General features: G+C 43.0%; 20 protein-coding genes. 6 read left to right on the forward strand and 14 right to left on the reverse strand.

Annotated elements, in window-relative coordinates:
* Positions 1 to 3: 3 nt before the first annotated feature.
* The 6 genes from QZR76_RS05885 to QZR76_RS05910 form a co-directional block, all read right to left on the reverse strand.
* Positions 4 to 3,417, reverse strand: coding sequence for a SusC/RagA family TonB-linked outer membrane protein (locus QZR76_RS05885; RefSeq protein ID WP_294141285.1), 3,414 nt, complete (start codon positions 3,415 to 3,417; stop codon positions 4 to 6).
* A 454-nt stretch (positions 3,418 to 3,871) separates the two neighbouring features.
* Positions 3,872 to 5,092, reverse strand: coding sequence for an alanine dehydrogenase (locus QZR76_RS05890; protein ID WP_294141287.1), 1,221 nt, complete (start codon positions 5,090 to 5,092; stop codon positions 3,872 to 3,874).
* 20 nt (positions 5,093 to 5,112) lie between these two features.
* Positions 5,113 to 5,532 carry a tRNA (adenosine(37)-N6)-threonylcarbamoyltransferase complex ATPase subunit type 1 TsaE gene (tsaE, locus tag QZR76_RS05895; protein WP_294141289.1) on the reverse strand — a complete coding sequence of 140 codons (420 nt, stop codon included), beginning with the start codon at positions 5,530 to 5,532 and terminating at the stop codon, positions 5,113 to 5,115.
* A gap of 55 nt (positions 5,533 to 5,587) precedes the next feature.
* The gene (locus tag QZR76_RS05900) at positions 5,588 to 6,667 is read right to left on the reverse strand and encodes an Mrp/NBP35 family ATP-binding protein (RefSeq protein WP_294141291.1); all 1,080 of its coding nucleotides are present in this window, start codon (positions 6,665 to 6,667) and stop codon (positions 5,588 to 5,590) included.
* Between the two features lie 213 nt (positions 6,668 to 6,880).
* Positions 6,881 to 7,384, reverse strand: a complete 504-nt coding sequence (locus QZR76_RS05905) for an O-acetyl-ADP-ribose deacetylase (RefSeq protein WP_294141293.1) — start codon at positions 7,382 to 7,384, stop codon at positions 6,881 to 6,883.
* Between the two features lie 5 nt (positions 7,385 to 7,389).
* Complete coding sequence (locus QZR76_RS05910; protein WP_294141295.1) at positions 7,390 to 7,941, reverse strand: NUDIX hydrolase; 552 nt, start codon at positions 7,939 to 7,941, stop codon at positions 7,390 to 7,392.
* 238 nt (positions 7,942 to 8,179) lie between these two features.
* Here QZR76_RS05910 and QZR76_RS05915 point away from each other — a divergent pair, with 238 nt between their 5' ends.
* Positions 8,180 to 8,716, forward strand: a complete 537-nt coding sequence (locus tag QZR76_RS05915; protein ID WP_294141297.1) for a hypothetical protein — start codon at positions 8,180 to 8,182, stop codon at positions 8,714 to 8,716.
* 193 nt (positions 8,717 to 8,909) lie between these two features.
* Here QZR76_RS05915 and aroA read toward each other — a convergent pair whose 3' ends face one another.
* The 8 genes from aroA to QZR76_RS05955 all read right to left on the reverse strand — a co-directional run bounded on the left by aroA (position 8,910) and on the right by QZR76_RS05955 (position 16,702).
* Positions 8,910 to 10,163, reverse strand: a complete 1,254-nt coding sequence (gene aroA / locus QZR76_RS05920) for a 3-phosphoshikimate 1-carboxyvinyltransferase (RefSeq protein ID WP_294141299.1) — start codon at positions 10,161 to 10,163, stop codon at positions 8,910 to 8,912.
* Positions 10,138 to 11,430, reverse strand: coding sequence for a shikimate kinase (locus QZR76_RS05925; protein WP_294141300.1), 1,293 nt, complete (start codon positions 11,428 to 11,430; stop codon positions 10,138 to 10,140). The genes aroA and QZR76_RS05925 overlap by 26 nt, the downstream gene beginning before the upstream one ends.
* A gap of 4 nt (positions 11,431 to 11,434) precedes the next feature.
* Positions 11,435 to 12,454 carry a 3-dehydroquinate synthase gene (gene aroB, locus QZR76_RS05930; protein ID WP_294141301.1) on the reverse strand — a complete coding sequence of 340 codons (1,020 nt, stop codon included), beginning with the start codon at positions 12,452 to 12,454 and terminating at the stop codon, positions 11,435 to 11,437.
* 6 nt (positions 12,455 to 12,460) lie between these two features.
* Positions 12,461 to 13,171, reverse strand: coding sequence for a SprT family zinc-dependent metalloprotease (locus tag QZR76_RS05935; RefSeq protein ID WP_294141302.1), 711 nt, complete (start codon positions 13,169 to 13,171; stop codon positions 12,461 to 12,463).
* A gap of 84 nt (positions 13,172 to 13,255) precedes the next feature.
* Complete coding sequence (locus tag QZR76_RS05940) at positions 13,256 to 13,543, reverse strand: hypothetical protein (RefSeq protein WP_294141303.1); 288 nt, start codon at positions 13,541 to 13,543, stop codon at positions 13,256 to 13,258.
* Positions 13,544 to 13,592: 49 nt separating this feature from the next.
* On the reverse strand, positions 13,593 to 14,687 hold the full coding sequence (aroC, locus tag QZR76_RS05945) for a chorismate synthase (protein WP_294141304.1): 1,095 nt from the start codon (positions 14,685 to 14,687) through the stop codon (positions 13,593 to 13,595).
* A gap of 85 nt (positions 14,688 to 14,772) precedes the next feature.
* The gene (locus QZR76_RS05950; RefSeq protein ID WP_294141306.1) at positions 14,773 to 15,321 is read right to left on the reverse strand and encodes a peptidylprolyl isomerase; all 549 of its coding nucleotides are present in this window, start codon (positions 15,319 to 15,321) and stop codon (positions 14,773 to 14,775) included.
* Positions 15,322 to 15,505: 184 nt separating this feature from the next.
* Positions 15,506 to 16,702, reverse strand: a complete 1,197-nt coding sequence (locus QZR76_RS05955) for an OmpA family protein (protein WP_294141308.1) — start codon at positions 16,700 to 16,702, stop codon at positions 15,506 to 15,508.
* A 360-nt stretch (positions 16,703 to 17,062) separates the two neighbouring features.
* On the opposite strand from QZR76_RS05955, the gene nadB reads away from it, so the two are divergent.
* The 5 genes from nadB (at position 17,063) to QZR76_RS05980 (ending at position 24,083) form a co-directional block, all read left to right on the forward strand.
* Positions 17,063 to 18,637 carry an L-aspartate oxidase gene (gene nadB, locus QZR76_RS05960; RefSeq protein WP_294141310.1) on the forward strand — a complete coding sequence of 525 codons (1,575 nt, stop codon included), beginning with the start codon at positions 17,063 to 17,065 and terminating at the stop codon, positions 18,635 to 18,637.
* 8 nt (positions 18,638 to 18,645) lie between these two features.
* Positions 18,646 to 19,491, forward strand: coding sequence for a carboxylating nicotinate-nucleotide diphosphorylase (gene nadC, locus QZR76_RS05965; RefSeq protein ID WP_294141311.1), 846 nt, complete (start codon positions 18,646 to 18,648; stop codon positions 19,489 to 19,491).
* 33 nt (positions 19,492 to 19,524) lie between these two features.
* On the forward strand, positions 19,525 to 20,451 hold the full coding sequence (gene nadA / locus QZR76_RS05970) for a quinolinate synthase NadA (protein ID WP_294141314.1): 927 nt from the start codon (positions 19,525 to 19,527) through the stop codon (positions 20,449 to 20,451).
* 75 nt (positions 20,452 to 20,526) lie between these two features.
* Positions 20,527 to 22,977: a phenylalanine--tRNA ligase subunit beta gene (gene pheT, locus QZR76_RS05975; protein WP_294141316.1), complete on the forward strand. Its 2,451-nt coding sequence runs from the start codon at positions 20,527 to 20,529 to the stop codon at positions 22,975 to 22,977.
* 584 nt (positions 22,978 to 23,561) lie between these two features.
* Positions 23,562 to 24,083 (forward strand): NUDIX domain-containing protein, encoded by a 522-nt coding sequence (locus tag QZR76_RS05980; RefSeq protein WP_294141472.1) that lies wholly within the window; start codon positions 23,562 to 23,564, stop codon positions 24,081 to 24,083.
* Positions 24,084 to 24,170 lie beyond the last annotated feature (87 nt).

The raw sequence follows: 24,170 nt of genomic DNA on the forward strand, positions 1-24,170 counted from the left end.
CTATTAAAATCCGACACTAATCCCCCACGATACAGAACGCGTCACCGGGTAGGTTGTTCCTGGTGTTTCCGGATCTATACCGGAATAATTCGTGAAAGTGAAAAAATTCTCCAACGACAAAGAGAGATCTACTGACGAAAGTCGCACTTTCCGTATCCATTTATCGGGTAGAGAGTAAGCCAGAGTGATATTCCGAATTCTCATGAACGAAACATTTTCCAGATAAGTAGCATTTGTAATCTCATCTTTATGAACATTATACTCGTCCAATAGCAAACGATCCCCCAAATAATCGATAATCCGGGGATATTTTACCCCTGTCGTACGTTTCGTAGTCCAACGGTTCACCATATCTTTCCGCACATTCAAATGATTACGGTACAAATCGCTGTAGGCGGTCTGCGGTTTTTCCCCCGTTACGTAAGAAGTCACTTTGCTATAACTTGCAGGAGAGTTGATCTTATCTATGATTTTCGCCCCTGACGAAATAGTTCCGCCTACACTTAGACGAAAATTTTTGTAGGAAGCCTGCAAATTGAATCCTCCGGTCCATGGGGCCACGGAAGTTCCCAGATAAAAACGATAATTATCAACATTTTGCAAATCGCTACCCGTGTATATCTGTGCATCAGGACGTAACACGTAAGTATACACCCCGTCACGAGGGTCGATACCCGTATATCTTCCACCAAATACAGATTCCAAGGGATATCCCTCGAAAATACCGTCACTCATCATCAACGATTCGCTTTGCCTGTCGTATTTGGTTAGCTTGTTACGGTTTAACGAGATATTTCCTCCCAAAGACAACCTGAAATCCCGATTATCAAGCACCTTCACGTTCAACGTCATCTCTATACCTTTATTTACAACCGTAGAGGTATTAAAAGCCTGATTCCCGAATCCTGTCGAAGAAACGACATCTACTTTCGAAACCAGATCGGTACTTTTCCGGTAGTAACCTTCTACTAATCCGGAGACTCGTTCCTTAAACAAACCGAAATCCAAAGCCAGTTTCATGTCTTTCGTTTTCTCCCATCGCAATTTAGGATTGGGTGCCGATGCAATCGAACCCGTACGCAACCCTTGCCAGTAAAGAGTAGTATAATTTAAAACCAATTCCTTATTGACCCCTTTTACAATGTTTCCCGTGTATCCCATGGCGGCCCTCAAGGTCAAGCGATTAACATACGGCAGTAGCGACTGCATAAATCTTTCCTGATCCAGGTTCCATAATACACCAAGCGACCAGGTCGGATTAAACTGCTCATCGCTTCCGAAATTATTAGAACCGTCTGTCCGGAAGGTCAAACTCAACAGATAACGATCCATAAAATTATACTCCCCCGAAGCGAAGAATGAAGCAAATCGACTCTCGTTAGTACTTTCCCCGGCCAATTGATCCAGCAAATCGGCATACTCCGAAGCATCACCTCCGTCCGGGTTCGGGGGTATAGGCATCGTGGAATTTCCGGTAACATCGTCATAACCGTAACGTTTAAAATAAGTCGCTACACTTTTATTGCCACGCAACTCCGCTCCTGCCAACACCTTCATATAATGTCCGCCTGAAAACTCATTCGAATAAGAGAACATTCCTTTCACGTCGTAGCTATTACTATTAGCCTCGGAACGGGTAATAGACCCGTAAGGAGTCCAGTCGCTTCCACTCTTATTGTTATCAAAGTACAACCTGTCATTATAAGCGGCATACGTATCTTTATTCTTTATATCCGTACTACGGTTATTTGTGTACTCGTAAGAAACCTGTCCGTCGAACCACAATTTACTTGTAAAATTATATTTCAACTTGGCCCAGACAGAAGAACGGGAATTCATTCCGTCTCCTGAAGTCTGACGCATCTCCCGCAATATATTAAACCCGTCGGTCGGTAGCTGGGGCACATCTGCTCCATAACCATCACTCAAGGCTCCCAAATTGAAATAAGTCATATCCGGACGATAACTACCATCCTCGTTATAAGGTCTTTCGTATGGATTCGCAAAATAAGCATAGGTAAAAGGATCCACGTCCATGGATGAACTATGAGACTCTTGCCGGGACAGATCCAGCCCCAAGCCAGCTTCAACCTTCTTCGTGGGTTTCACATTCAAGGTAGCCCTAAAATTATAACGTTCATAATCCGTCTCTTTTACCAAACCGTTATTTTTATTATATCCGAACGAAACGTAGTAAAGAACATTATCAGCTCCCCCAGAAAAAGAGAGATGATGCGACATGGAGAATGAATTACGAAAGATTTCATCAAACCAATCGGTCGTCGTTTTCCCCAACTCGTTAATATAAGCATCCTGTTCTGCTTTACTCATAGCCTCAAAGTTTTCCACATCATCATAGAAAATGTTATTCTTTCCCAGTTTGTTAGACCGTAACATTCCGACAATCCCGACAACAGGGACATGTTTTGCATTACTCTCGTAAGCCTCGGCAGAAAACTCATCCCATAACTCCTGTTCCCAGGCAAGTTTCTCGGAAGAATTCATCAAATTAGCATCTCTTTGTGGTTTTAATCCGATTGAAAAATTCGCACCGTAATTTACCCGCATCTTTCCAGCCTTTCCTTTCTTTGTTGTGACGACGATTACACCACCGGCAGCACGGGAACCGTATATGGCAGCGGCAGAAGCATCCTTCAAAACGGTTACGTTCTCGATATCGTTAGGGTTAATCCCTCCGACTCCGTGAGTAAGAATTTCGTTTAAACTTCCAGATTTTATCTCTCCCGTCGATATCTCCGGTACATCCTGTTGCAAAGGAATCCCGTCAATAACCCACAAAGGTTCGGCATCACCACTGATCGTACTGGTTCCTCGAATTCTGATCTTGGCGGATTCACCCGGACGACCGGAAACTGCCGAAACACTCACCCCAGCCAATTGACCTTGTAACAACATATCCAAATTCGTGACGGATTTATTAGCAAAAGCCTCTCCCGTAAGAACGCCGACAGATCCCGTCGATCGCCGTTTCGTGGTTTCCCCGTACCCGGTAATAACCACCTCTCCCAATCGTTCAACCTTCTCTTTCAGTACAATTTTCAAATTCACCTTCGAATCCGTGACCCTCTCTTCCCGAGGTTCCATTCCGATGCAAGAAAATACCAATACCCACTCTTTCTGCTCCGGAACCGACAATTCAAAATTTCCTTTGACATCCGTCACCACTCCCCATATCGTTCCCTTCAACAAGACCGTCACCCCGGGCAAAGCAAGAGAATCTTTATCCATTACCCGTCCTTTCAAAACAGCTTTTTTTTCTTCCGGATTTCCTGTCTCCAAAGAGATTTCTGCTGAAAAAATTTCCCCTAACGGGAGTAGCATCAAACACACTAAATTCACGATTGACATGAACCCGTGTGACCTGAGCACACAATTTCGCTTATCACACCTTTTCATACTTTATGTTGATAGTTAAATAATAAACTGAATACCGTAAACACGACATTGCATCATGTATTATGTATTATTTAAAAAAATTTTAACAAAAGTAACGACAACGACAAGACATAAAAATCCCCATAAATGGGGATTTTTATCACATTATATCCCCTTCAATAGGGATCGTTCTAAAAAATTAGGTATAATTTACGAAATAAAGAAGGTTAGACATAAATCCCATTAGGGGATAAACTTCATAACAAGGAGAACAACAAGACATATAATAAATTAATAATCAATATTATACATCTCAAATCTACTACAGGTAAAAAAAATCAAACGAAACAACCCATCCTCCTCTCCTGAAAACAGAATCACGGCATAGATTCACTCAGATCGAAGCATTAAGCCTATTCTCTGTAAACAGAATATTTTACGGTTATAAATATTTGTTGTATTTTATACAAATCAACTAAAATGCAGCCAACAATAAATCAATATCTCTCGATATTAGACCGAATTTATCGGCAATAACCTTACGAGTTAGCAAACCATTATATATATACACGCCATGCCTGAGTCCCGCATCCGTTTTTATAGTATTACGAAAACCTCCGTTACAAGAGATTTTTTCCAATAAGGGAGTAAATATATTACTATAAGCAATAGATGCTGTCCGAGCTACCCGTGAAGCCACATTAGGAACACAATAATGAATAACTCCATTATACACGTAAACCGGTTTCTCGTGTGTTGTCGGTCCGGAAGTCTCGAAGCATCCCCCGTGATCGATAGACATATCTACTATAACAGCTCCCCGTTTCATCAGTTTCACCTGCTCCTCGGTAACGGAAACACCTTGATCATCATCAAAATAACGCAAAGCTCCGATGACAACATCTGCAGACAATAAAGCTCTATCCAACACAGGCTTATGAAATACGGAAGTAAATACCCGTTGTCCCAAACAGGCGTTCAACCGACGCAACCGTTCCAACGAATGATCAAAAACCTTTACGACAGCACCTAAAGCCAATGCCGTACGGGCAGCATATTCTCCTAAAGTACCCGCTCCTAAAATAACAATCTCCGTAGGCGTGATTCCTGTAATTCCGCCTAAAAAGATACCTTTCCCATTCCGGGAATTACTCAAATATTCACTGGCAATCAGGATAGCAGCACCACCACAAATCTCGCTCATAATGCGCACAACCGGATAAAACCCATCCTCATCTTTCAAAATATCGAAACCGATAGCCGTCACCTTCTTATGCATCATCTCAATAATAGCATCCCTCCGCAGTTCAAAGAGTTTTAACGGAGACATAATGACCTGACGCTCACGCATACATTCGGCATCTTTCAGACTCACGGGTGTTGATTTCATAACAATATCGGCAACATATACTTCTTCCGGAGTCTCGACAACGCGAGCCCCCACATCGGCATACTCCCGATCCGTATAATTTGCCTGAAAACCCGCTCCTTTTTGTACTATAACCGCATGACCCGCATCTATCAATATCCCGGCAGATTCCGGAGTCAGACAAATCCGATTTTCATCCCGGTCCGTTTCATTAGGTAGGCCTATCACAAATTTCTGTCGTTTCCACTCCTGAAATACCTCTTTTTCCTGAAATACAAACCACTCCCTATCAATTGTGGCCCCGGACAATTTACCAGAGTTATCCATAGTACGTTATATTTAATTTATTATATTCCTTCTACAACTAATTCCCGACGTCCGTCCGGTAGCTCCGAAAAATGGCATATTACCGCATCCTCAGGCAAAAGCGGTTCAATCATCTCCGGCCATTCGATAAAACAAGGATTTCCACTATAAAAATACTCTTCATAACCGAAATCCATTGCCTCTGCAATATTTTTTACCCGATAAAAATCGAAATGATATACTCGTTTTCGATCTGCCGTAACATATTCATTTACAATAGCAAAAGTAGGAGACGTCACATCATCTTCTATTCCCAGACAATCGGCAACCGCCTTTACAAAGGTCGTTTTCCCCACTCCCATGGGACCATACAAGGCAAATAACGTATTGTTTCCCGCCTTTCCTAAAAATTCAGCAGCAACCCGACTTAAATCATCCAACCCGTTTATTATCCAACGCATATATTTCATTTTTACAAGAGGCATTCTATACATGTCTCTCTATGGGCAAAATTTATTATTTCGTAACGCGCACTCTTTTGGCCGTATCACTTGTCTCTTCCACAGCCTCAACCACCTGACGGGCCAAATCAAGAAACGCCTCTCCGGTAATCGTATTTTCATCCACCGCTACCGGTACTCCGCTCTCACCACCCTCCATGATGCTCATCACGATAGGAATCTGCCCTAACAAACGTAATCCCTTCTCTTCGGCCAAAGCTTTGGCCCCCTCTTTTCCGAAAATATGATACTTATTATCAGGTAACTCCGCCGGAGTGAACCAGGACATATTTTCCACGATTCCCAACACGGGAACGGAAATTCCGGGAGATTCAAACATATTGATACCTTTCACGGCGTCGGCCAATGCCACTTGCTGAGGAGTACTTACCACAATAGCACCACTTAAAGCCACCGTCTGCACTAAGGTCAAATGAATGTCGCTCGTTCCCGGCGGAAGGTCAATCAACATAAAATCCAACTCATCCCAATGCCCCTCTTCTACCATCTGTTTCAATGCATTGGAGGCCATGGGGCCGCGCCAAACCGTCGCTGCATCGGGGTCAACAAAAAATCCGATGGACAATAATTTTACCCCGTACTTTTCAACCGGTTCTATCAATTCTTTTCCCTCAACCTCCACCATATAGGGACGAGCATCTTCGCACCCAAACATTTTAGGAATAGAAGGACCAAAAATATCAGCATCCACCAAACCCACCTTATATCCCAATTTAGCCAAAGCAACGGCCAGATTGGTAGCTACGGTAGACTTACCGACCCCCCCTTTACCCGATGAAACAGCTATAATATGTTTAACCCTTTCCAACGAGAGAGGTTTTTCCAAATCATGTACAAAAACAGTCTCTATATCGACGGTCTTATATCCCAACTTCTCTTTCAACAACTGCTCGCATTTATTTTTTATAGCGTTGATAAACGGATCATTTGATTTCTGAAATACTAATCGAAAACTTACCCGATCTCCATCTGCTTTCATGTTTTGTACCATATCCAACCCCACGATATTTTTCGATGTTCCAGGATATTTGATCTCTGCTAATACATCCCGTATTCCTTTTACTATCTCTTGCATATCATAATCAGTTTATAAAAATTGTATTCCACAAAATTACAGGAATAAAACCATTTTTCGGCATTTTCTATCTACAAAATCGCCCGTCTCTTCAAAAAGTCATACCAGACAACGGCAACCGGACATAAACCCGAAGTCTGATCATCCCGGAGAATTCTTTATCCTCCTATTGCGAACCTACCGGATACGATATCCTTTATCCGGTAAAGCAAATTACGATAAAAGCTTTCGATAAAGTTCGTAATCCGAAAGACTGAAGCAAACGACGTACACTTTCTCGAAATCCGGGTGTGTATTCAGAAAAGTCCGGATCTCCCGAAGAGCAATCGGAGCTGCTTGTTCTATCGGATAACCGTAAGCTCCGGTGCTGATAGAAGGAAAAGCTATCGTCTTCAAACGGTTTTCCTCGGCCACCCTTAAACTGTTCCGGTAACAAGCGGCTAACGACTCCGATTCCCCGTGATTCCCGTCCGAGTAAATCGGCCCAACCGTATGAATGACGTGACGAGCCTTTAAATGATAACCTCCGGTTATTTTTGCCTCTCCCGTCGGACAACCACCCAAGGTACGACATTCTTCCAGTAACTCCCTCCCGGCAGCCCGATGAATGGCACCATCCACCCCGCCTCCTCCCAACAAAGTACGGTTTGCCGCGTTCACAATCGCATCCACGTCCAGTATCGTAATATCGGCTTTAACTACTTCCAATCGTTCCATAACCCCTATTTCAAATATTGTTTATATTCTTGCGAAAGGAGCTTAAAAATCCGGTCCAGCTCAAAAGAATCCAGATTAACGTCTTTTTGTTCCAATCCCCGTATCTGCATATATAATTTTAAAGCCAAGGATCTACACGCCCTTTCGAATATTTCCCGGTGATCGAAAGCCAGAAGCGGTAAATCGTCAACCGGATACCAACAGGCCGCCACCGCATCATCATTTCCCTTCACCTTGTATTTTCCAGGATCGACTAAAGCATAAAAGGCAACGGTTATCGTTCTTCCCCTCGGATCCCGCTCCACAGCGGAAAAAGTATGGAATTGTTCTACAAAAACATCCTTCATTCCCGTCTCTTCCTCCAATTCCCGCAAAGCTCCGGTTTCCGCCGTCTCGTCCATGTCCAAAAAACCCCCGGGAAAAGCCCAAGCCCCTTTAAAAGGCTCATTTCCTCTCTGTATAAGCAAAACACTTAGTTTTTCCCCATCAAACCCGAAAATCACACAATCCGTTGTTACTGCCGGACGGGGATATCGATAACAATACATTTCTTCCATGACTTATCCTATTAAACTTTCTCCCACAAAATAGCAATCAATTTTTCCAATAAACAAATTATTGAATTCCATATTAACAAATGCTCCTCGATAAAAATTCGTCTCTCCATACAATCATACGCCCCAGAACGATACAATTTCATATATTTTCGATTTAATTATGCCCTTTTTCTCAAACATTTTATCTCCTGTTCGTATACTACTCTGTCAATCAAGGTTTAATTTTAAAATTTGCATTATGAAAAAGATTGGAACACTACTGTTTTTAACCTGTTCTGTTATTGTACTATCCTTATGGTTAGCCGCTTGTAGCGATGATGATAAAAACGAACGAAAGGACTTACTCCAAGGCAGCTGGAATATAGATCAAGCCACGGCTATCGCTACCCCAATAGAAAACGCAACCATGACCAAGGAACAATTGGAAGCCGTATTCAACAATTATACTTTCTTCGGACAGGGTTCCGAAATCACGTTCATCGACGATACCGTTAAATTGGTTGCCACTTTCGGAGATGTTGAACTCCCGATGAAATTACCTTATACATTTGAAAAAGACACATTGACGATTACGGCTGCCGCCTCTCCGACCGTCACCTTCGAGATCAAGGGAGCGGTCGATTTCTACACTTCACATTTCGAATTTAACTTAACCGACAAGTCATATATGAGTATTCTACAATTCGTAGTCCAACTGACACAGGAACCGAACTTGCAGAATGCCCTCACCCAGACCAAACAGGCTCATGCCTCTTACAATCTGGTAAAAAAATAACTGAAGAATAACGAAAGCCTCCCGTAAGTTACACCATACTTCAGGAGGCTTTCTTAAAAAAGAGATATAAGTGTTATTCATACTATCGGTTTAATTCGCCGATCGTATCTATATTTCAACATCCCCACTCCTGTCATTACAAAACGACATCATGCACTTACCAACAAAAAAACAACTATTTACATTGAGAATATTACAATTTTAGAAAATCAGACCAAAAAGTAGGATAAGACTTGGAAACCACTTCGGCCTGTTTTATGATTACGGGAGCAGAACTACACAAGGCAGCCGTGGCTAAAGCCATAGCTATCCGATGATCGTTTCGGGAAGAAACCTCGCCTCCTGTAATATTTCCCCCGGTCACCCGCATGATATCTTCGTCTACCTCTATTCCAATATTTAATTTGGCAAACTCCTCCCGCAAACTCTCGACCCGGTTACTCTCTTTATACAAAAGTCTCCGAGCTCCCTTTATACAACTCGTTCCCGAACAACCGGAAGCCAAAGCCACCAACGCGGGAAACAGATCGGGACTATCGGTCGCGTCATACTCAAAAGCTCGCAATTCATTGCGAACAACCGTCACACAATCCCATTTTTCTCCGGGTTCAACAATAACTTCAACTCCAACTTGACGCAATACTTCCAATAACACACGATCGGCCTGCGCCGAATTGATATTCAAATTGGTAATCTTTACTCTTCCGGCCAAAGCTCCCGCCACTAAAAAACAAGAAGCTCCACTCCAATCTCCTTCCACCGGAAAGATACAAGAACGATATGCCTGCCTTCCCCGTATCTTAAAACAACGATAATCTTCCCGTTCAACCTCTATCCCGAAAGCTGCAAGCACATCCAGAGTCATATCGATATAAGGCCTACTTTTCGGATTCTCCACGTGTAAGATACTATCTTTTTCCGCTAAAGGTAATGCCATTAAAAGCCCCGTGATCACCTGAGAACTGATACTTCCGTCCAGGCGACATTCACCTCCTCGTAAAGGACCGTGAAGAGTAAGCGGCAAACCTCCCGCACAAGCGTGTATGTTTACGCCCAATTCCTGTAAAGGAGGGACCAGCATCTGCATCGGTCGCTTCAGCATAGAGCCGCTTCCCATGATTACCACTTCCCGATCCAACAAGGCGGCTACCGGGGTAATCATCCGGGCCAACAAGCCGGATTCCCCGCAAAATAAAGTCAGTACGCCCTCTTTCTTACTTCTCTCTTCCGGAATAATCAAATAATCGGAACCCATCTCTTTTACCTCGGCACCCCATGTCTTTGCCACGTCAAGAGCCCTCTTCGTATCGTCACATAACGAAACGTCACAAAGATAGGTGCTCTCCTTAGCCAATACGGCAGCCACAATCGCTCGTTGTGCTATGCTTTTGGAAGCAGGTACTGCTATCTCTCCGTTTACCTCAATACACTTTATTAATTTCTCCATATATAATCTCACTTACCTCTTCAACATTCCGATCATTGGTAGATACCAACATATCCGCAATTCGCGCATAGTTTAATTTACGAGATTCAAACAACTCTTCGGCCGCCTTTACCGGATCAGCATACCGGGCCAGTAAAGGGCGGGTTGATACATCAATCCGGTTAACGCAAATCTCCGGACGGGCGTAAAGCCATACAACCCAACTAAGTTCCCGTAAACGCAATCTGTTCTCCGGACTTAAGACCACTCCGCCACCGCAAGAAATAACAGAGGCTTCCTCTCTTTCCAATAATTCGCCCAACACTCCGGATTCTATTTCCCTAAAACGACTTTCCCCATACCGCTTTATCAATGACGGTATCGTCATGCCACTCCGTCTTTCGATCTCTCGATCCACATCCATACAAGGAAGGTTCAATCGACCGGAAAGCAGGGGTGCTACCGTCGTTTTTCCAACTCCCATAAAACCGATCAGAGAGATATGTACGGGCTTCTTTCTATGGCACGACAAGGCCTCTTTCATCCTGTCAATATCCGGATTGACACCGACAAAACGCCGATAGGCCGGAATTCCCTGGTGCAACAACCAACAACGCCCGTCGACATACGTAACACCTCTTTTAAATGAAAGATCTTTCAAATAAGAACCCTGGTAAATGGCATCCAGCACGATCTGTCCCTCGTGTAACCACTCCTCTTTTATCACTTCTATTCCCGCATATAACGTATTCACTATAATTTTAGTCTCCAAGATTTCGCCGGATAACCTCTCTAATCCACAATACCCGCACCCTACCATTTCCGCAATATGCTTTGCCTTTTCTAAAGTCCGGTTCGCCAAGACCACGGCTCCCCCTTTTACGTGTAAAGCATAGGCAGCAGCTCTTCCAGCACCTCCGGCGCCTATCACCAGACACTTTTCACCGGCAATATTTACTCCTTGTGTCTCAATAGCTCCACTCACCCCATCCACATCCGTATTCATCAACACGTACTCTCCTCCCTGCCGCCACAAAGTATTTCCGGCCTGAAGCATTTTTACCGTCTCCGTTTGAGAAGTATTTTTCCAGTTTTCCATAGATTTAAAGGGAGCGGTTATATTCATTCCCGATAATCCCAGTTCCTGAAATAACGTCATAGCCTCCCCGGCTGAAACAGCAACCATCCGAAAATAGGCCAAATCATTCCTACCAGAAAAAGCCGCATAAAATAACTCCGGACTTTTACTGTGCAAAATAGGATTTCCCGTTACAGCAAAACAAGACATAACACTACAATTCAGTAATCCAACTTTCCAACTCGCCAAAAGAGACAAATTCCTCTTTACATTGTCCGATACCGACAGGTAGAATCAAATGAATACATTCTTTATCTCTCTTTTTATCTTTACGCATGGCCTCCAACAACCGAGAAGCCGGAATTGCGGTTTGTACGGGTAAATGAAAAAGCTCCAACAAACGCATCACCCGGTCAAACTCCTCTCCCGACATATACCCCTTGTACACAGACAGTTTAGACGCCATACACAATCCTATGCTAACAGCCTCACCGTGAAGGGGAATACCGTTTTTTTCCAAAGCATGTGCAAAAGTATGTCCCAGGTTCAATAGACGACGGACTCCTCCCTCCTTCATATCCCGCTCGACAATCGAAGCCTTTATATTCACGGACTCCTTTACCAGAATTTCCAAGCAAGCCCGATCCTTTTGTAACGCCGGATTCGCATGTTCTTCCATATAACAAAACAACCCGGCATCGGCAATCATAGCGGCTTTCACGATTTCCGAAAAACCGGCCGCGTATTCCCGGTCGCCCAAAGTATCCAATAACTCCGGATCACAAATAACAAATTCGGGTTGATTAAAGACACCGAGTATATTTTTATAACCATGATAATTTACTCCGTTCTTTCCCCCCACACTCGCGTCTACCTGCGCAAGCAAAGTAGTGGCCACAAAACCGAAACGACATCCTCTCATATAAATAGAAGCTACAAAACCCGTAATATCACAGACAACGCCCCCACCAAATCCCACGATAAACGTATTCCGATCCGCCTCCAGACGTATCAATTCTTCCGTAATCCGGTCTATCGTCTCCCAGTTCTTGTGGGATTCTCCCCCCCTAATCCGAATTACCTCATAATCCCGCAAAATACCTTGATAAATAGAATAAATGGACTCTTCAGTAATCACAATCACCCTGCACCCCACAGGTAAATACTTTCGCAGAAACCTCGTTTGCTCTCCGATAACGATTCGTGAACCTTGTATGGATATTATACCTGCCATATCAAATTATATTCTGGTATTGTATTCTCGTAATTGTTTCCTTAACTCATGATAACCGGGACAAACCCGCTTTACTAAAGCCCAAAATCTGTCCGAATGATTCTTCTCTATCGTATGGCATAACTCATGTAAAATAACATAATCGATAAGGACATCCGGCAACTTCATCAATTTTATATTAAGACTGATATTGTCTTCTCCCGAGCAACTTCCCCAGTTCGAAAGATTATTCCGAAACGAAAGTTTACCGTATCTAAAACCGTAACGATCGGCTAATTCCTTTACTCTTCCGGGCAAATATCGACGACTCTCCAACCTGTATACCTCAATTAGAAAATTTTCAATATAAGGAGCTACCCGTTCATAGGAAGTTTGAGCCGGAATAAATAAACGGATCTCACTACCGTCTATCCGATAAGAAGGGAGGCTTTCGTCACAAGAGTGTACTTTTAAAAGATGAAATTTAGTTTTTATCTCCGTATTTATTCCTAAACCTACTCCCGTATTCTTCTCATATACCTTCAATTTTGAAAGGTGCTCCCTTATCCATTCTTGTTGGGATATGACAAAGTTCTTGACCTTCCGTTCACTCACCCCGTAAGGAACATTAACCCACACCCCTCTTCCCGGAGCCATCTTTATGGATAAAATCTTAATATGCAAGCCCCGTCTAACTTTGACGCTCCCGATTCCGGGTATTTCTATTTCACCTTTCATCCCCCCCTTCATATACACGAAAACGATTCTCTGCCGCGGAGAATCCGCCATAGAGAACCGTCCACGTCTATGTTTTTTTATTGCTTACGCTTTTTGTATCGTTTCACTCAAACGGGTAAAATGTCCGTCTACCGTTTTCAATAGATCGATAGCAAGCCCTTTAAAATAGGCATGTTTCTCTTTCTTGTCTGCAAACTTTTCCCGGGTATTGATTTTACTTCTCATTTGATTCCGGTAATCGATAACCGATTGTATTATATCAACAACTTCTGCCTCGTGTTCATCGGTCACAGCATTGTAATTCATACAATCTTCGATAACCGCAAAAGTCAAATAATCGACATCTTTCTTCAATCTTCTTATACTTGCCATAACAATATGTATTTAAATTTGAATCAAAAGTACGAAACGAATCTGTCTCTTACAAACTATTTTCGAAATTAATCAATAAATTGCCTTCCAGCATCAAATCCAACACCGCCATGGCCGCCATGGCTTCAACCACAGGAATTGCCCGGGGAACTACGCAAGGGTCATGCCTTCCCTTCCCCTCTACTACTACGTTTTCTCCCCGCATATTGACGGTGTCTTGCTTCAGTCCGATTGTAGATACCGGCTTAAAAGCTACGTTAAAATAGATATCTTCTCCGCTTGAAACACCTCCTAAGATTCCACCCGCGTGATTTGTTTTCGCGTGAATCTCTCCGTTTATTCCCCGGAAAGAATCATTATGTTCGCTTCCCCGGAAAGAAGCAGCCTTAAACCCCTCCCCGTATTCAAACCCTTTCGCCGCATTTATACTCAACATATAGTAAGCCAAGCGAGCCTGCAAACGATCGAAAACCGGTTCTCCCACTCCCACCGGAACCCCGCGTATCACGCAAGAAACGATACCTCCGACAGAATCTTTTGCCTGTTTTACCTCCTGAATCTGCCGAATCATTGTTTCCGACACTTCAGGATCGGGACATCCCACCGCACTCTCCATTACCCGGTTCAAATCCAGTTCCCGGTAATCCCGTTCCAAACATACCGCACCTATCCGGGAAGTATAACCCTGCACGGAGATTCCCTGTAATGCCAGTACTTGCCGGGCAATAGCCCCTCCAACCACCCGGGCAATATGCTCCCGGGCCGAAGCCCTTCCTCCTCCACGGTAATCCCGGATACCGTATTTTTTTAACCAGGCGTAATCGGAGTGGGAAGGCCGATATACCTCCTTTAACGCATCATAATCTTCACTTCGCTGATCTTCGTTATGCACAGAAAAGCCGATAGGCATTCCCGTTGTAACCCCTTCCCATATCCCCGAAAAAATCTCTAACCGATCCTGTTCGTTTCGCCCTGTCGTCAGGTCCGATTGGCCAGGCCTACGCCGATCCAACTCTTGTTGTATCGCCTCGATCGACAAACGAACGCCGGCAGGACATCCGTCCACCACTCCGCCTATTGCCTTCCCGTGAGATTCCCCGAAAGAAGTTAACGTGTATAATTTACCGATTGTATTCCCAGCCATACGATTTGTTTTTAACGACTCAAATATAAAAAAAGAGAGAATCGTTTCCAACTCTCTCTTCATTTTAGATATCTTTTACTCTCTATTAGTGACAGCATCCGTCACCGCAAGAGTGTTCCGAATCGCATCCACCCTCAGATCCGCATCCATGACATCCGCCGCACTTGGAAGAATGAAGCTTTTCCAGTTCTTCATCCGTAGCATCCCTTACGGCCAAAACCTTTCCTTTAAAATAGAGATCCTTTCCCGCTAACGGATGATTAAAATCCATCTTCACGTTCTCGTCATCCACCCCAACGATAACACCTTCCAAATGGCGTCCTAAACTATCCATCATGGGTAAGGAATTCCCCACAGCCAACTCCTCCGGTGAAACTTCTGCAAATATATTTTTAGGAAGATCTACAATCATGTCCTGATTCACTTCACCATAGGCATTTGTCATCGGAATCTTAAAATCAAAAGAATTACCCGTGTTCAAATTCAACAGATTCATCTCAAAATATTCCAACGTCTGACCTTGTCCACAAATGAATTCCAACGGAGTATCAGCATCAGCCATTTCCAAAATCTCCCCATCCGGTTCTGTTCTCAATTCATAGCTTACGCTCACAAATTTATTTTTTGTAATCATCTCGTAGTTTTTTAATTATTCATCTGCAAAAGTAGGATTTTTTACCTGAAGAACAATACATATTCCGGTTAATATCCTACAAAATAATAAATATCCGGAAAACAATCGGTACCGGCATCTACAGAAGCCATGTATTCAAATGTTTTCCGGATATATACAAGGAAGTCCTTCTCAATGAACCGGATTATTCAACAATAACGACACGATTCAATTGAATTTCGCCATTATACAAACCGGCGACTCCACCTTTACCAATTACTTCCAACTGATTCGGATTTACCCCGAACTTCTTAATCAAAGCATCGGCCACGTTACGAGCTCTCTTCTCACTTAACTTTTGATTATAAGCCGGAGTTCCGGTTGCCTTATCCGCGTAACCCGTTACTTTATATTTCTTATTCGGATTTTCTTTGATAATTTCCGCATAATATTTCAGGTTAATCATCTCCTTTGTGGTAATATTAGCTTTATTGATTTTGAAGAAGATAGCCAAAGGAGCGGCTTTACTCTCTTTCGCAACCTGTACGGCCTCCTGTCTTACTTTTGCACGTTCCTGAGCCAAAGCATCTTGTAATTGCTCTGCACGCACGGTCTGCTCTGCCAACAAAGCTTCTACTGCTGCCAAATCTGCCGGAGAAATACCGGTAGAGATGATTTCAGCTTTTTTCTCTCTTCTGAATTTCCGTTGGTTAAACTTATAGGTAAATCCGGCAGAAACACCAAGGATTCCTTCTCCCCGGCTACCACCGACCTGTCCGTCAAACTTCTGAGGAACCAAAGAGCCCTTAATCTCCACGTTAAAATCGAAAGCATCCGATAAACGGAATTTATTGATCAAACCGCCAACAAACATAAAATCGGTCGTTCCGTCCGACTGGCAACCATGTATCATACCGAATCCAGCAAAAGGTATGGCCTCATAAAAACGATCGGTACGATAACCCCCGATCCAGTTAGAAAGATTTAACAATCCATCCACGTGAATATTAAACTGTTGCCATTTTTGTTTGTAAAGTCCTTCCCCTTTATTGGAAACTCCCTTCGCGTAAATATTATTCGGATCATTCGTTAATCCTCTCAATGTAAATCCTCCGGCTTGTATCCGGGCTCCCAACGTGGGAACAATCCATTTTCCGATTGAAAAATCAAAAGTCGGCGTGATCCGTCTCCCGAAATCTTCCTTGGAATCAAATTCTCCGAAATAAACTTGTCCTCCGGCACTTATCGAGATAAACCAATTATCCCAGAACCGATTTGTAACAAATCCACTCCATGAAGGGGCTTGTTCTTTCTCCTTCACTTTTACTTTCACTTCTTCTTTTTGTGCAGCTGCTATTAAAGGCATAACTGCAACCAATAGCATAAATAGAGTCTTTTTCATCTTCTTTCATTTATTTTAGTAACTTGCATTTTCTAAGTCTGACAGATGTCATGCTTTCGAACAACTGAAATACGCAAGATCACCCTCAAAATGTTACATCTCGAAGTGTATGAATCCCCTTTTATGCCTTGTTTTTAAATTAATTTAATTAATATTGTCCGATAATAAGTATATTTTAGCTTAACAGTCGCAAAGATTTCACGAATTAATCCAAATAATAAAACTATCCTCGTCTTCTAAAATTCATGATCCTATTTGTCCACAGAAATAAATACGGTGATAATCCTTAATTATGCTCCCATTTTAATTTGTTACACACAAAATAATTTAATACTTTCGCATCAATTTACATGAATCAAAATGTGTAGTTACGATTATATTATTGTCGGAAGTGGTTTAGCGGGTTTGTATACGGCTTATCAGGCCTCTCTTTATGGAAAAGTGGCATTGTTGACTAAATCCAATATAAGAGAAAGTAATTCATACTTCGCACAAGGGGGAATCGCTGCCGTAACAGACGAACATGACACCCCGTCTTTTCACTTTCAGGATACAATTATAGCCGGAAGGGGACTTTGTGACTATCCCGCTGTTAATATTCTGGTAAACGAAGGCCCCCGGAGAATACAGGAACTTATCGACGAGGGAATGCACTTCGACACGGAAAACGGGACCTTAGCACTTGGCTTGGAAGGAGGACACCACCAAAAACGGATTTTACACGCGGGAGGAGATGCAACCGGAAAGATGATCACTAATTTCGTCATCGATAAAGTAGAACATTGTCCGAACGTCACGGTTTTCGACAATCACGCCGTAATCGATCTATTAATAGATGAATACGGATGTTATGGCGTACGTTGTTGGGATTTCAATGAAAACCGGGAGGAAATTTTCACCGGAGATAATATCTTTTTAACCTCCGGAGGAGCCTCTGCCATCTATAAACGTACAACCAATCCTCATTCGACGATTGGAGACGGATTGGCTCTTGCTTATTTTGCCGGATGTGAAATTGCCGATATGGAGTTCATCCAATTTCACCCTTCCGCCATATATACCCCCACGGGAGAAGCTTACCTCGTAAGCGAAGCTGTCCGCGGCGAAGGAGCCCATTTACTCAATCAACAAGGAGAAAGATTTATGGTGGGTAAACATGAATTGGCCGAACTGGCACCCCGGGATATCGTGGCCCAATCCATATTCGAACAGATGCAAAAGCATCACCAGGAATACGTGTATCTTTCATTGAAACACTTGGATCCTCAAAAAATAAAAAAACGTTTTCCAAACATATTCGAAAAGTGTATGGAATTAGGGATAGATATGACCGACCGTATACCCGTAGCTCCGGCAGCTCATTACACGGTCGGAGGAGTACGAACGGATTTGGCAGGACGTACTAATATCCCTCACCTCTACTGTTGTGGAGAATTAGCATCATCGGGAATTATGGGAGCAAACAGATTGGCCTCCAACTCCCTGATTGAATGTCTTGTATTCGGTAAACGAGCCGTGGAAGATTCGATAAAAAACAAAAGAGTACAACCTGTCCCGGTGGTGGTTTCCCGTTTCAAATTACTGCCGGAAAGGCAGGGCGCTTATTTGGAACTAAAAAACAAGATCGCCGATATCATGACCCGAAATGCAGGTATTATCCGGACAGAATCGGGTTTACAACAAGGACTCGACGATTTGAACGAATTACTATCGGAGCAGACTTTCGAAGAAGACGAATACTATTCATTGGTGAGTAAAAATCTAATCTACGTTGCCGGATTGATCGTACAATCGGCCTTATACCGTAAAGAGAGCCGCGGAGGCCATTTTCGGGCCGACTATCCTAATCAGGATGACAACGTCTATGTATGTCACATCATTCAACAATTAAATCACGAGATAAAAAAATCTCCTGTAAATTTAAACATGAAATAATTAAATATATGCAAAACGATAGCCTCATTGAACGACTAATCGATCTCGCCATCGAAGAAGATATCTCCACAGGAGATATAACGACCAATGCCATTATTCCGGGTCATTCCAGGGCCATTGCCGAAATGAAGGCAAAAGCCGATGGAGTTGTCTCCGGACTGGAGATAGCCCGAAGAGTATTCGAACGATTTGAAAAAGACATCGTTTGGACTCCGTTGGTAAGTGACGGTACCCCCGTGAAAAAGGGAGACATTATTCTACGTATCGAAGCCAGTTATCGCACCCTGTTATGCGGAGAACGCCTCTCCTTAAATATCCTGCAACGGATGTCCGGAATTGCCACCGCCACGGCACAATACATGAAGGAGTTGTCCGGAACGCACACCCAATTATTAGATACCCGTAAAACAGCTCCCGGACTAAGAGTATTGGATAAAATGGCCGTTCATCAGGGAGGAGGAACCAATCACCGGATGGGACTATACGATATGATTATGTTGAAAGACAATCACATCAAAGTAGCGGGAGGAATCCCCAATGCCGTAAAACAGGTTCGAGCCAATTTACCGTTAAGTATCAAACTGGAAGTGGAAACGACAAACCTGGAAGAAGTACAAGAAGCTATCGATTGCGGGGCCGACATCATCATGCTTGATAATATGAGCAATGAAATGATGGCAAAAGCCGTAAAAATGATTGCCGGAAGAGCCAAAACAGAGGCTTCCGGAAACATGAGTATTCCCCGGTTAAAAGAGGTGGCGGCAACAGGAGTGGATTACATTAGTGTCGGAGCCCTGACTCATTCGGTGACGGCATTGGATATCAGTATGAATATCACCGGTAATCAAAAATAATTTCATTATCTTTGGTCCTCAAAAGGAAAAATTATGACAACGACAGAGATCATCGACAAAATAAAGCAGTTAAAAGCAGAAAAAAATGCTATTATTCTGGCTCATTACTATACCCGGCCCGAGGTTCAGGACATTGCGGATTATTTAGGAGACTCACTCGGACTATCCCGCATGGCAGGGAATACGGATGCCCGAATAATTGTTTTCTGCGGAGTACACTTTATGGCAGAAACGGCCTCTATTATTTCACCGGAGAAAAAAGTACTAATCCCTGCTAAAGGAGCAGGATGTTCTCTGGCGGAAAGCGTAACGGGTTATGATCTTTTACAATGGAAGAAGGCAAATCCCGACGGACTGGTAGTAAGCTACGTGAATACGACAGCAGAAGTGAAAGCCTATACGGATTATTGCTGTACTTCATCCAATGCGTTAAAAGTCGTACAAAGCCTACCCGGAGATAAAAAAATCCTTTTCGTCCCGGACAAAAACCTGGGGGCCTATATCCAAAAGGTCACCGGAAGAGAGATGGAAATCTGGGACGGAGACTGCTGTGTTCACGATAAGATCGATGCCGGCATGGTGTTGGAAAAATTAGAACAATACCCGGAGGCCGACGTTTTGATTCATCCGGAATCTTCCTGTTCGGCTGACGATCGTATCCTGAATCATCCGCGGGCATTCATGTACTCCACGGCAGGTATTATCAAACACGCGAAAGAATCGCCCAAAAATCAATTTATTATCGCAACCGAATTAGAAACCATACATAAGTTACAACAAGATAATCCGACAAAAGAGTTTATCCCGATCCATCCCAAAACCATTTGCGGACAAATGAAAAAAGTGACGTTGGAAAGTGTTTTGGAGGCCCTGGAAAAAGAGCAGTATGAAGTACGGATTCCGGATGAGTTAAGAGAAAAAGCCTGGCTACCCATCCAGCGTATGTTGGAAATCGGCTAACATAAAAAAGCTCGTGATCCTGTTAGGATCATTTAATCATTTAATCATTTAATCACTTAATTACAAAATTGCAACATGAATATATCACTGAACTGGTTAAAAGACTATTTGAAAATCAACCGAAGCACGGAAGAGATTTGTAAAATTCTGACAAGTATCGGTCTGGAAGTTGGCGGTTACGAAGAATTTGAAGCGATAAAAGGAGGTTTGAAAGGATTAGTCGTGGGGCACGTATTGACGTGTGAACCTCATCCTGATTCGGACCACCTTCACGTGACTACGGTTGACCTCGGGCAAGGAGAACCGGAACAAATCGTATGCGGAGCGCCTAACGTCGCTGCCGGGCAGAAAGTGATCGTTGCAACCATCGGTACAACACTATACAAAGACGACGAAGAGTTCGTAATAAAAAAATCAAAAATCAGAGGGGTTCCTTCCAACGGCATGATATGTGCAGAAGATGAAATCGGAGTCGGAACGGACCACGCGGGCATTATGGTACTCCCGGAAAATACTCCTGTAGGCATACCCGCCGCAGATTATTTTAATATTTACCGCGATACCACGATCGAAATAGATATTACGCCCAACCGAATAGACGGAGCTTCCCATCTCGGAGTAGCCCGCGACTTGGCAGCTTTCCTCCAACAAACGGAAGATATTCATTATACATTACCCTCCGTGGAAACCTTTAAACCGGACCGCACGGATACTCCCATCTCAATACGGATAGAACGTCCCGAAGCCTGCCGGCGTTATGCAGGAATTTGTATAGAGGGAGTAACGGTAAAACCCTCTCCGGAATGGCTACAAAACAGGATGAAAGCGATCGGTCTGCATCCTATCAATAACATCGTAGATGTCACCAACTATATTCTTTTCGGTTTGGGACAGCCTCTCCACTCTTTCGATAAAGATAAGATCAAAGGAAACGAAGTCATTGTCAAGAGCGTAGCGAAGGGAACTAAATTCACTACGTTAGACGGAGTGGAAAGGGTATTGCACGAAGACGATCTGATGATCTGTAACCAAGAGAAACCCATGTGTATCGCTGGTGTTTTCGGAGGTTTAGAAAGCGGTATTTCAAGTTCCACCACCGGTGTATTTCTGGAAAGCGCCTGTTTTGATCCTGTTTTCGTTCGTAAAACAGCCCGTCGTCATGGCTTGAACACGGATGCCTCTTTCCGATACGAGAGAGGAACAGATCCCAATATCGTGATATATGCCTTAAAATTAGCCGCATTACTGATCAAAGAAGTTGCCGGAGGTAAAATTACATCCGAAATCATCGATATTTATCCCGAACCGGTCAAAGATTTCGAGGTAAATATAGAATACGCCCACGTGGACCGTTTGATCGGTAAAAAGATCGAACACGAAAAAATAAAAAAGATATTACAAGCTCTGGAAATTAAAATCGTAAAAGAAGAAGAAAAGGGACTATTGTTGAACGTTCCTCCTTACCGGGTCGACGTGAGAAGAGAAGCCGATGTCATAGAAGATATTCTACGGATTTACGGTTTCAATAACGTGGAAGTTCCTGCAAAGGTAAATTCAACGCTTAGTTATTCCGAAAAACCGGACGATTTCCGGTTAAAAAATCTGATTTCCGATCTATTGGCTGCCAACGGATTCAACGAAGTTATGAATAACTCCCTGACCAAGGCCAGTTATTTCGAAGAGACGGAAACCTATAAGCCGGAACATACTGTTATGCTGTACAATCCGCTCAGTTCGGATTTGAACGCAATGCGTCAGTCTCTGCTATTCGGCGGACTGGAAAATATAAGTTACAACATCAACCGCAAAAACAATAACCTGAAATTATTCGAATTCGGTAAATCATATACCTTCTATAAAAAAGAAGGAGTAGACAATCCCTTAAAACAATACAAAGAAGAAGATCTACTGGCATTGTTTGTTACCGGAAACAAAAACAACCTGAATTGGAACGCCAAAGAGGTAAAAACAGACTTTTTCTATCTAAAAGGTTATTGCGAGATGATTCTAAATCGACTGGGAATCAATCCAGACTACCTGAAAACGGAAGAGACGGACAAGGATATCTTCAAAGAGGGATTAACTTACAAGATGGGCGATAAACATATAGTCTCCCTGGGAATTTTGAGTAAATTACCCCTAAAAAAGACAGATGTCAATCAAGAGGTCTATTATGCCGAATTCTCGTGGGAAAATATTTTAAAAACCCTGAAGAACCATAAGATTACCTTCACCCCTATGCCGAAATTTCCATCGGTGAAACGAGACTTGGCCTTATTGTTGGATAAACAAGTCAGCTTTAAAGAGGTAAAAGAGTTAGCATTGCGGACGGAAAAATCTTTACTGAAATCAGTTACTCTTTTTGATGTATACGAGGGTGAGAAATTAGGAAACGGTAAAAAATCATATGCTGTCAGCTTCACCTTGTTAGACGAAGAGAAAACGCTTACGGATAAACAGATTGATAAAATCATGAACAAGTTGATCGGTGCTTACAAACACCAGTTTAACGCCGAGATTCGATAACCTATACGGCAGGGGATTCCCTGCCGTATTTTTCAATTGTTTTGATCATGGCCTCATACAAATCGTTACTTCCCTCCTTTCTTTTAATCATCGCTTACTTTATTGCAGACGAGTTTTTTGGACCTAAAATCGGACTACTCGCTGCCATTATATTGGGAGGAGGCGAATTTTTGTATGCTTTATTCAAAGAAAAACGGGTCGATAAAACCATTTTATGGAATACCGTTTTATTCATTGCGTTGGGAATTTTGTCCGTAGTCTTCGAAGGAAGTTCCTTAGAAAAACTTCAGCCGGCCGTTATCGAAGCAGCCTTAACTTTTCTATTGGGTATCTTTGCTTTTTCCAAGGCCGACATCACGCAAACCATGCCTGCCTCTTATCGACGTTCCATACAGATTACTCCGGAACAACAAAATGCTATGCGCCGCATGATTAAATTTCTATTCTACCTTTTGGGAATACATACTTTAATCGTATTTGTCGCAGCCTTTTTTGCCCCTGAATCGACCTATTCATTTATTAACGGCCCGTTGCTATACCTGTTGATCGGTTTATTTTTTATCACCTTGTTTATCAAAAACAGAATACTCGCCAGAGCAGCCCGTTACGAGGAGTGGTTACCCGTGGTAGATGAAAAAGGAGAGGTTATCGGCAAAGCCACCAGACGTAGTTGCCATTCCGGCTCCAAATTACTCCATCCGGTCGTTCATCTTCATCTGATCAATTCAAAAGGAGATATCTTTTTACAAAAACGGAGCCAGAAAAAAGACCTTCTTCCGGGAATGTGGGATACGGCCGTAGGAGGCCACGTGGGATACGGCGAAAAAATCGAAGAGGCCCTAAAACGAGAAACATCCGAAGAGTTGGGAATTCGCCAATTCAAAGCACGCTTCTTAGGTTCCTACGTATGGGAATCTCCCCGGGAACGAGAATTGGTTTTCTCCTTTCTTTCTACCTCCCATGACCCGATCGATATCCATAACGACGAAGTAGAAGAGGGCCGTTATTGGAGCCGTCAGGAAATAGAAGACAATCTACAAAACAATATTTTTACTCCGAACTTTATTCACGAATATTCCCGGATGCTAAAGAAACGCACGGTATAATCTTGGCAAGCAACACATAAGACCTATTGACAGGGAATGTCTTTCAAACTAAATATACAATAATAAATATTTCATTTATTATCACAC

Origin of the sequence: uncultured Sanguibacteroides sp., assembly GCF_900543425.1 — a bacterium.
In the GTDB taxonomy this organism is placed as follows: Bacteria; Bacteroidota; Bacteroidia; order Bacteroidales; family Marinifilaceae; genus Gabonibacter.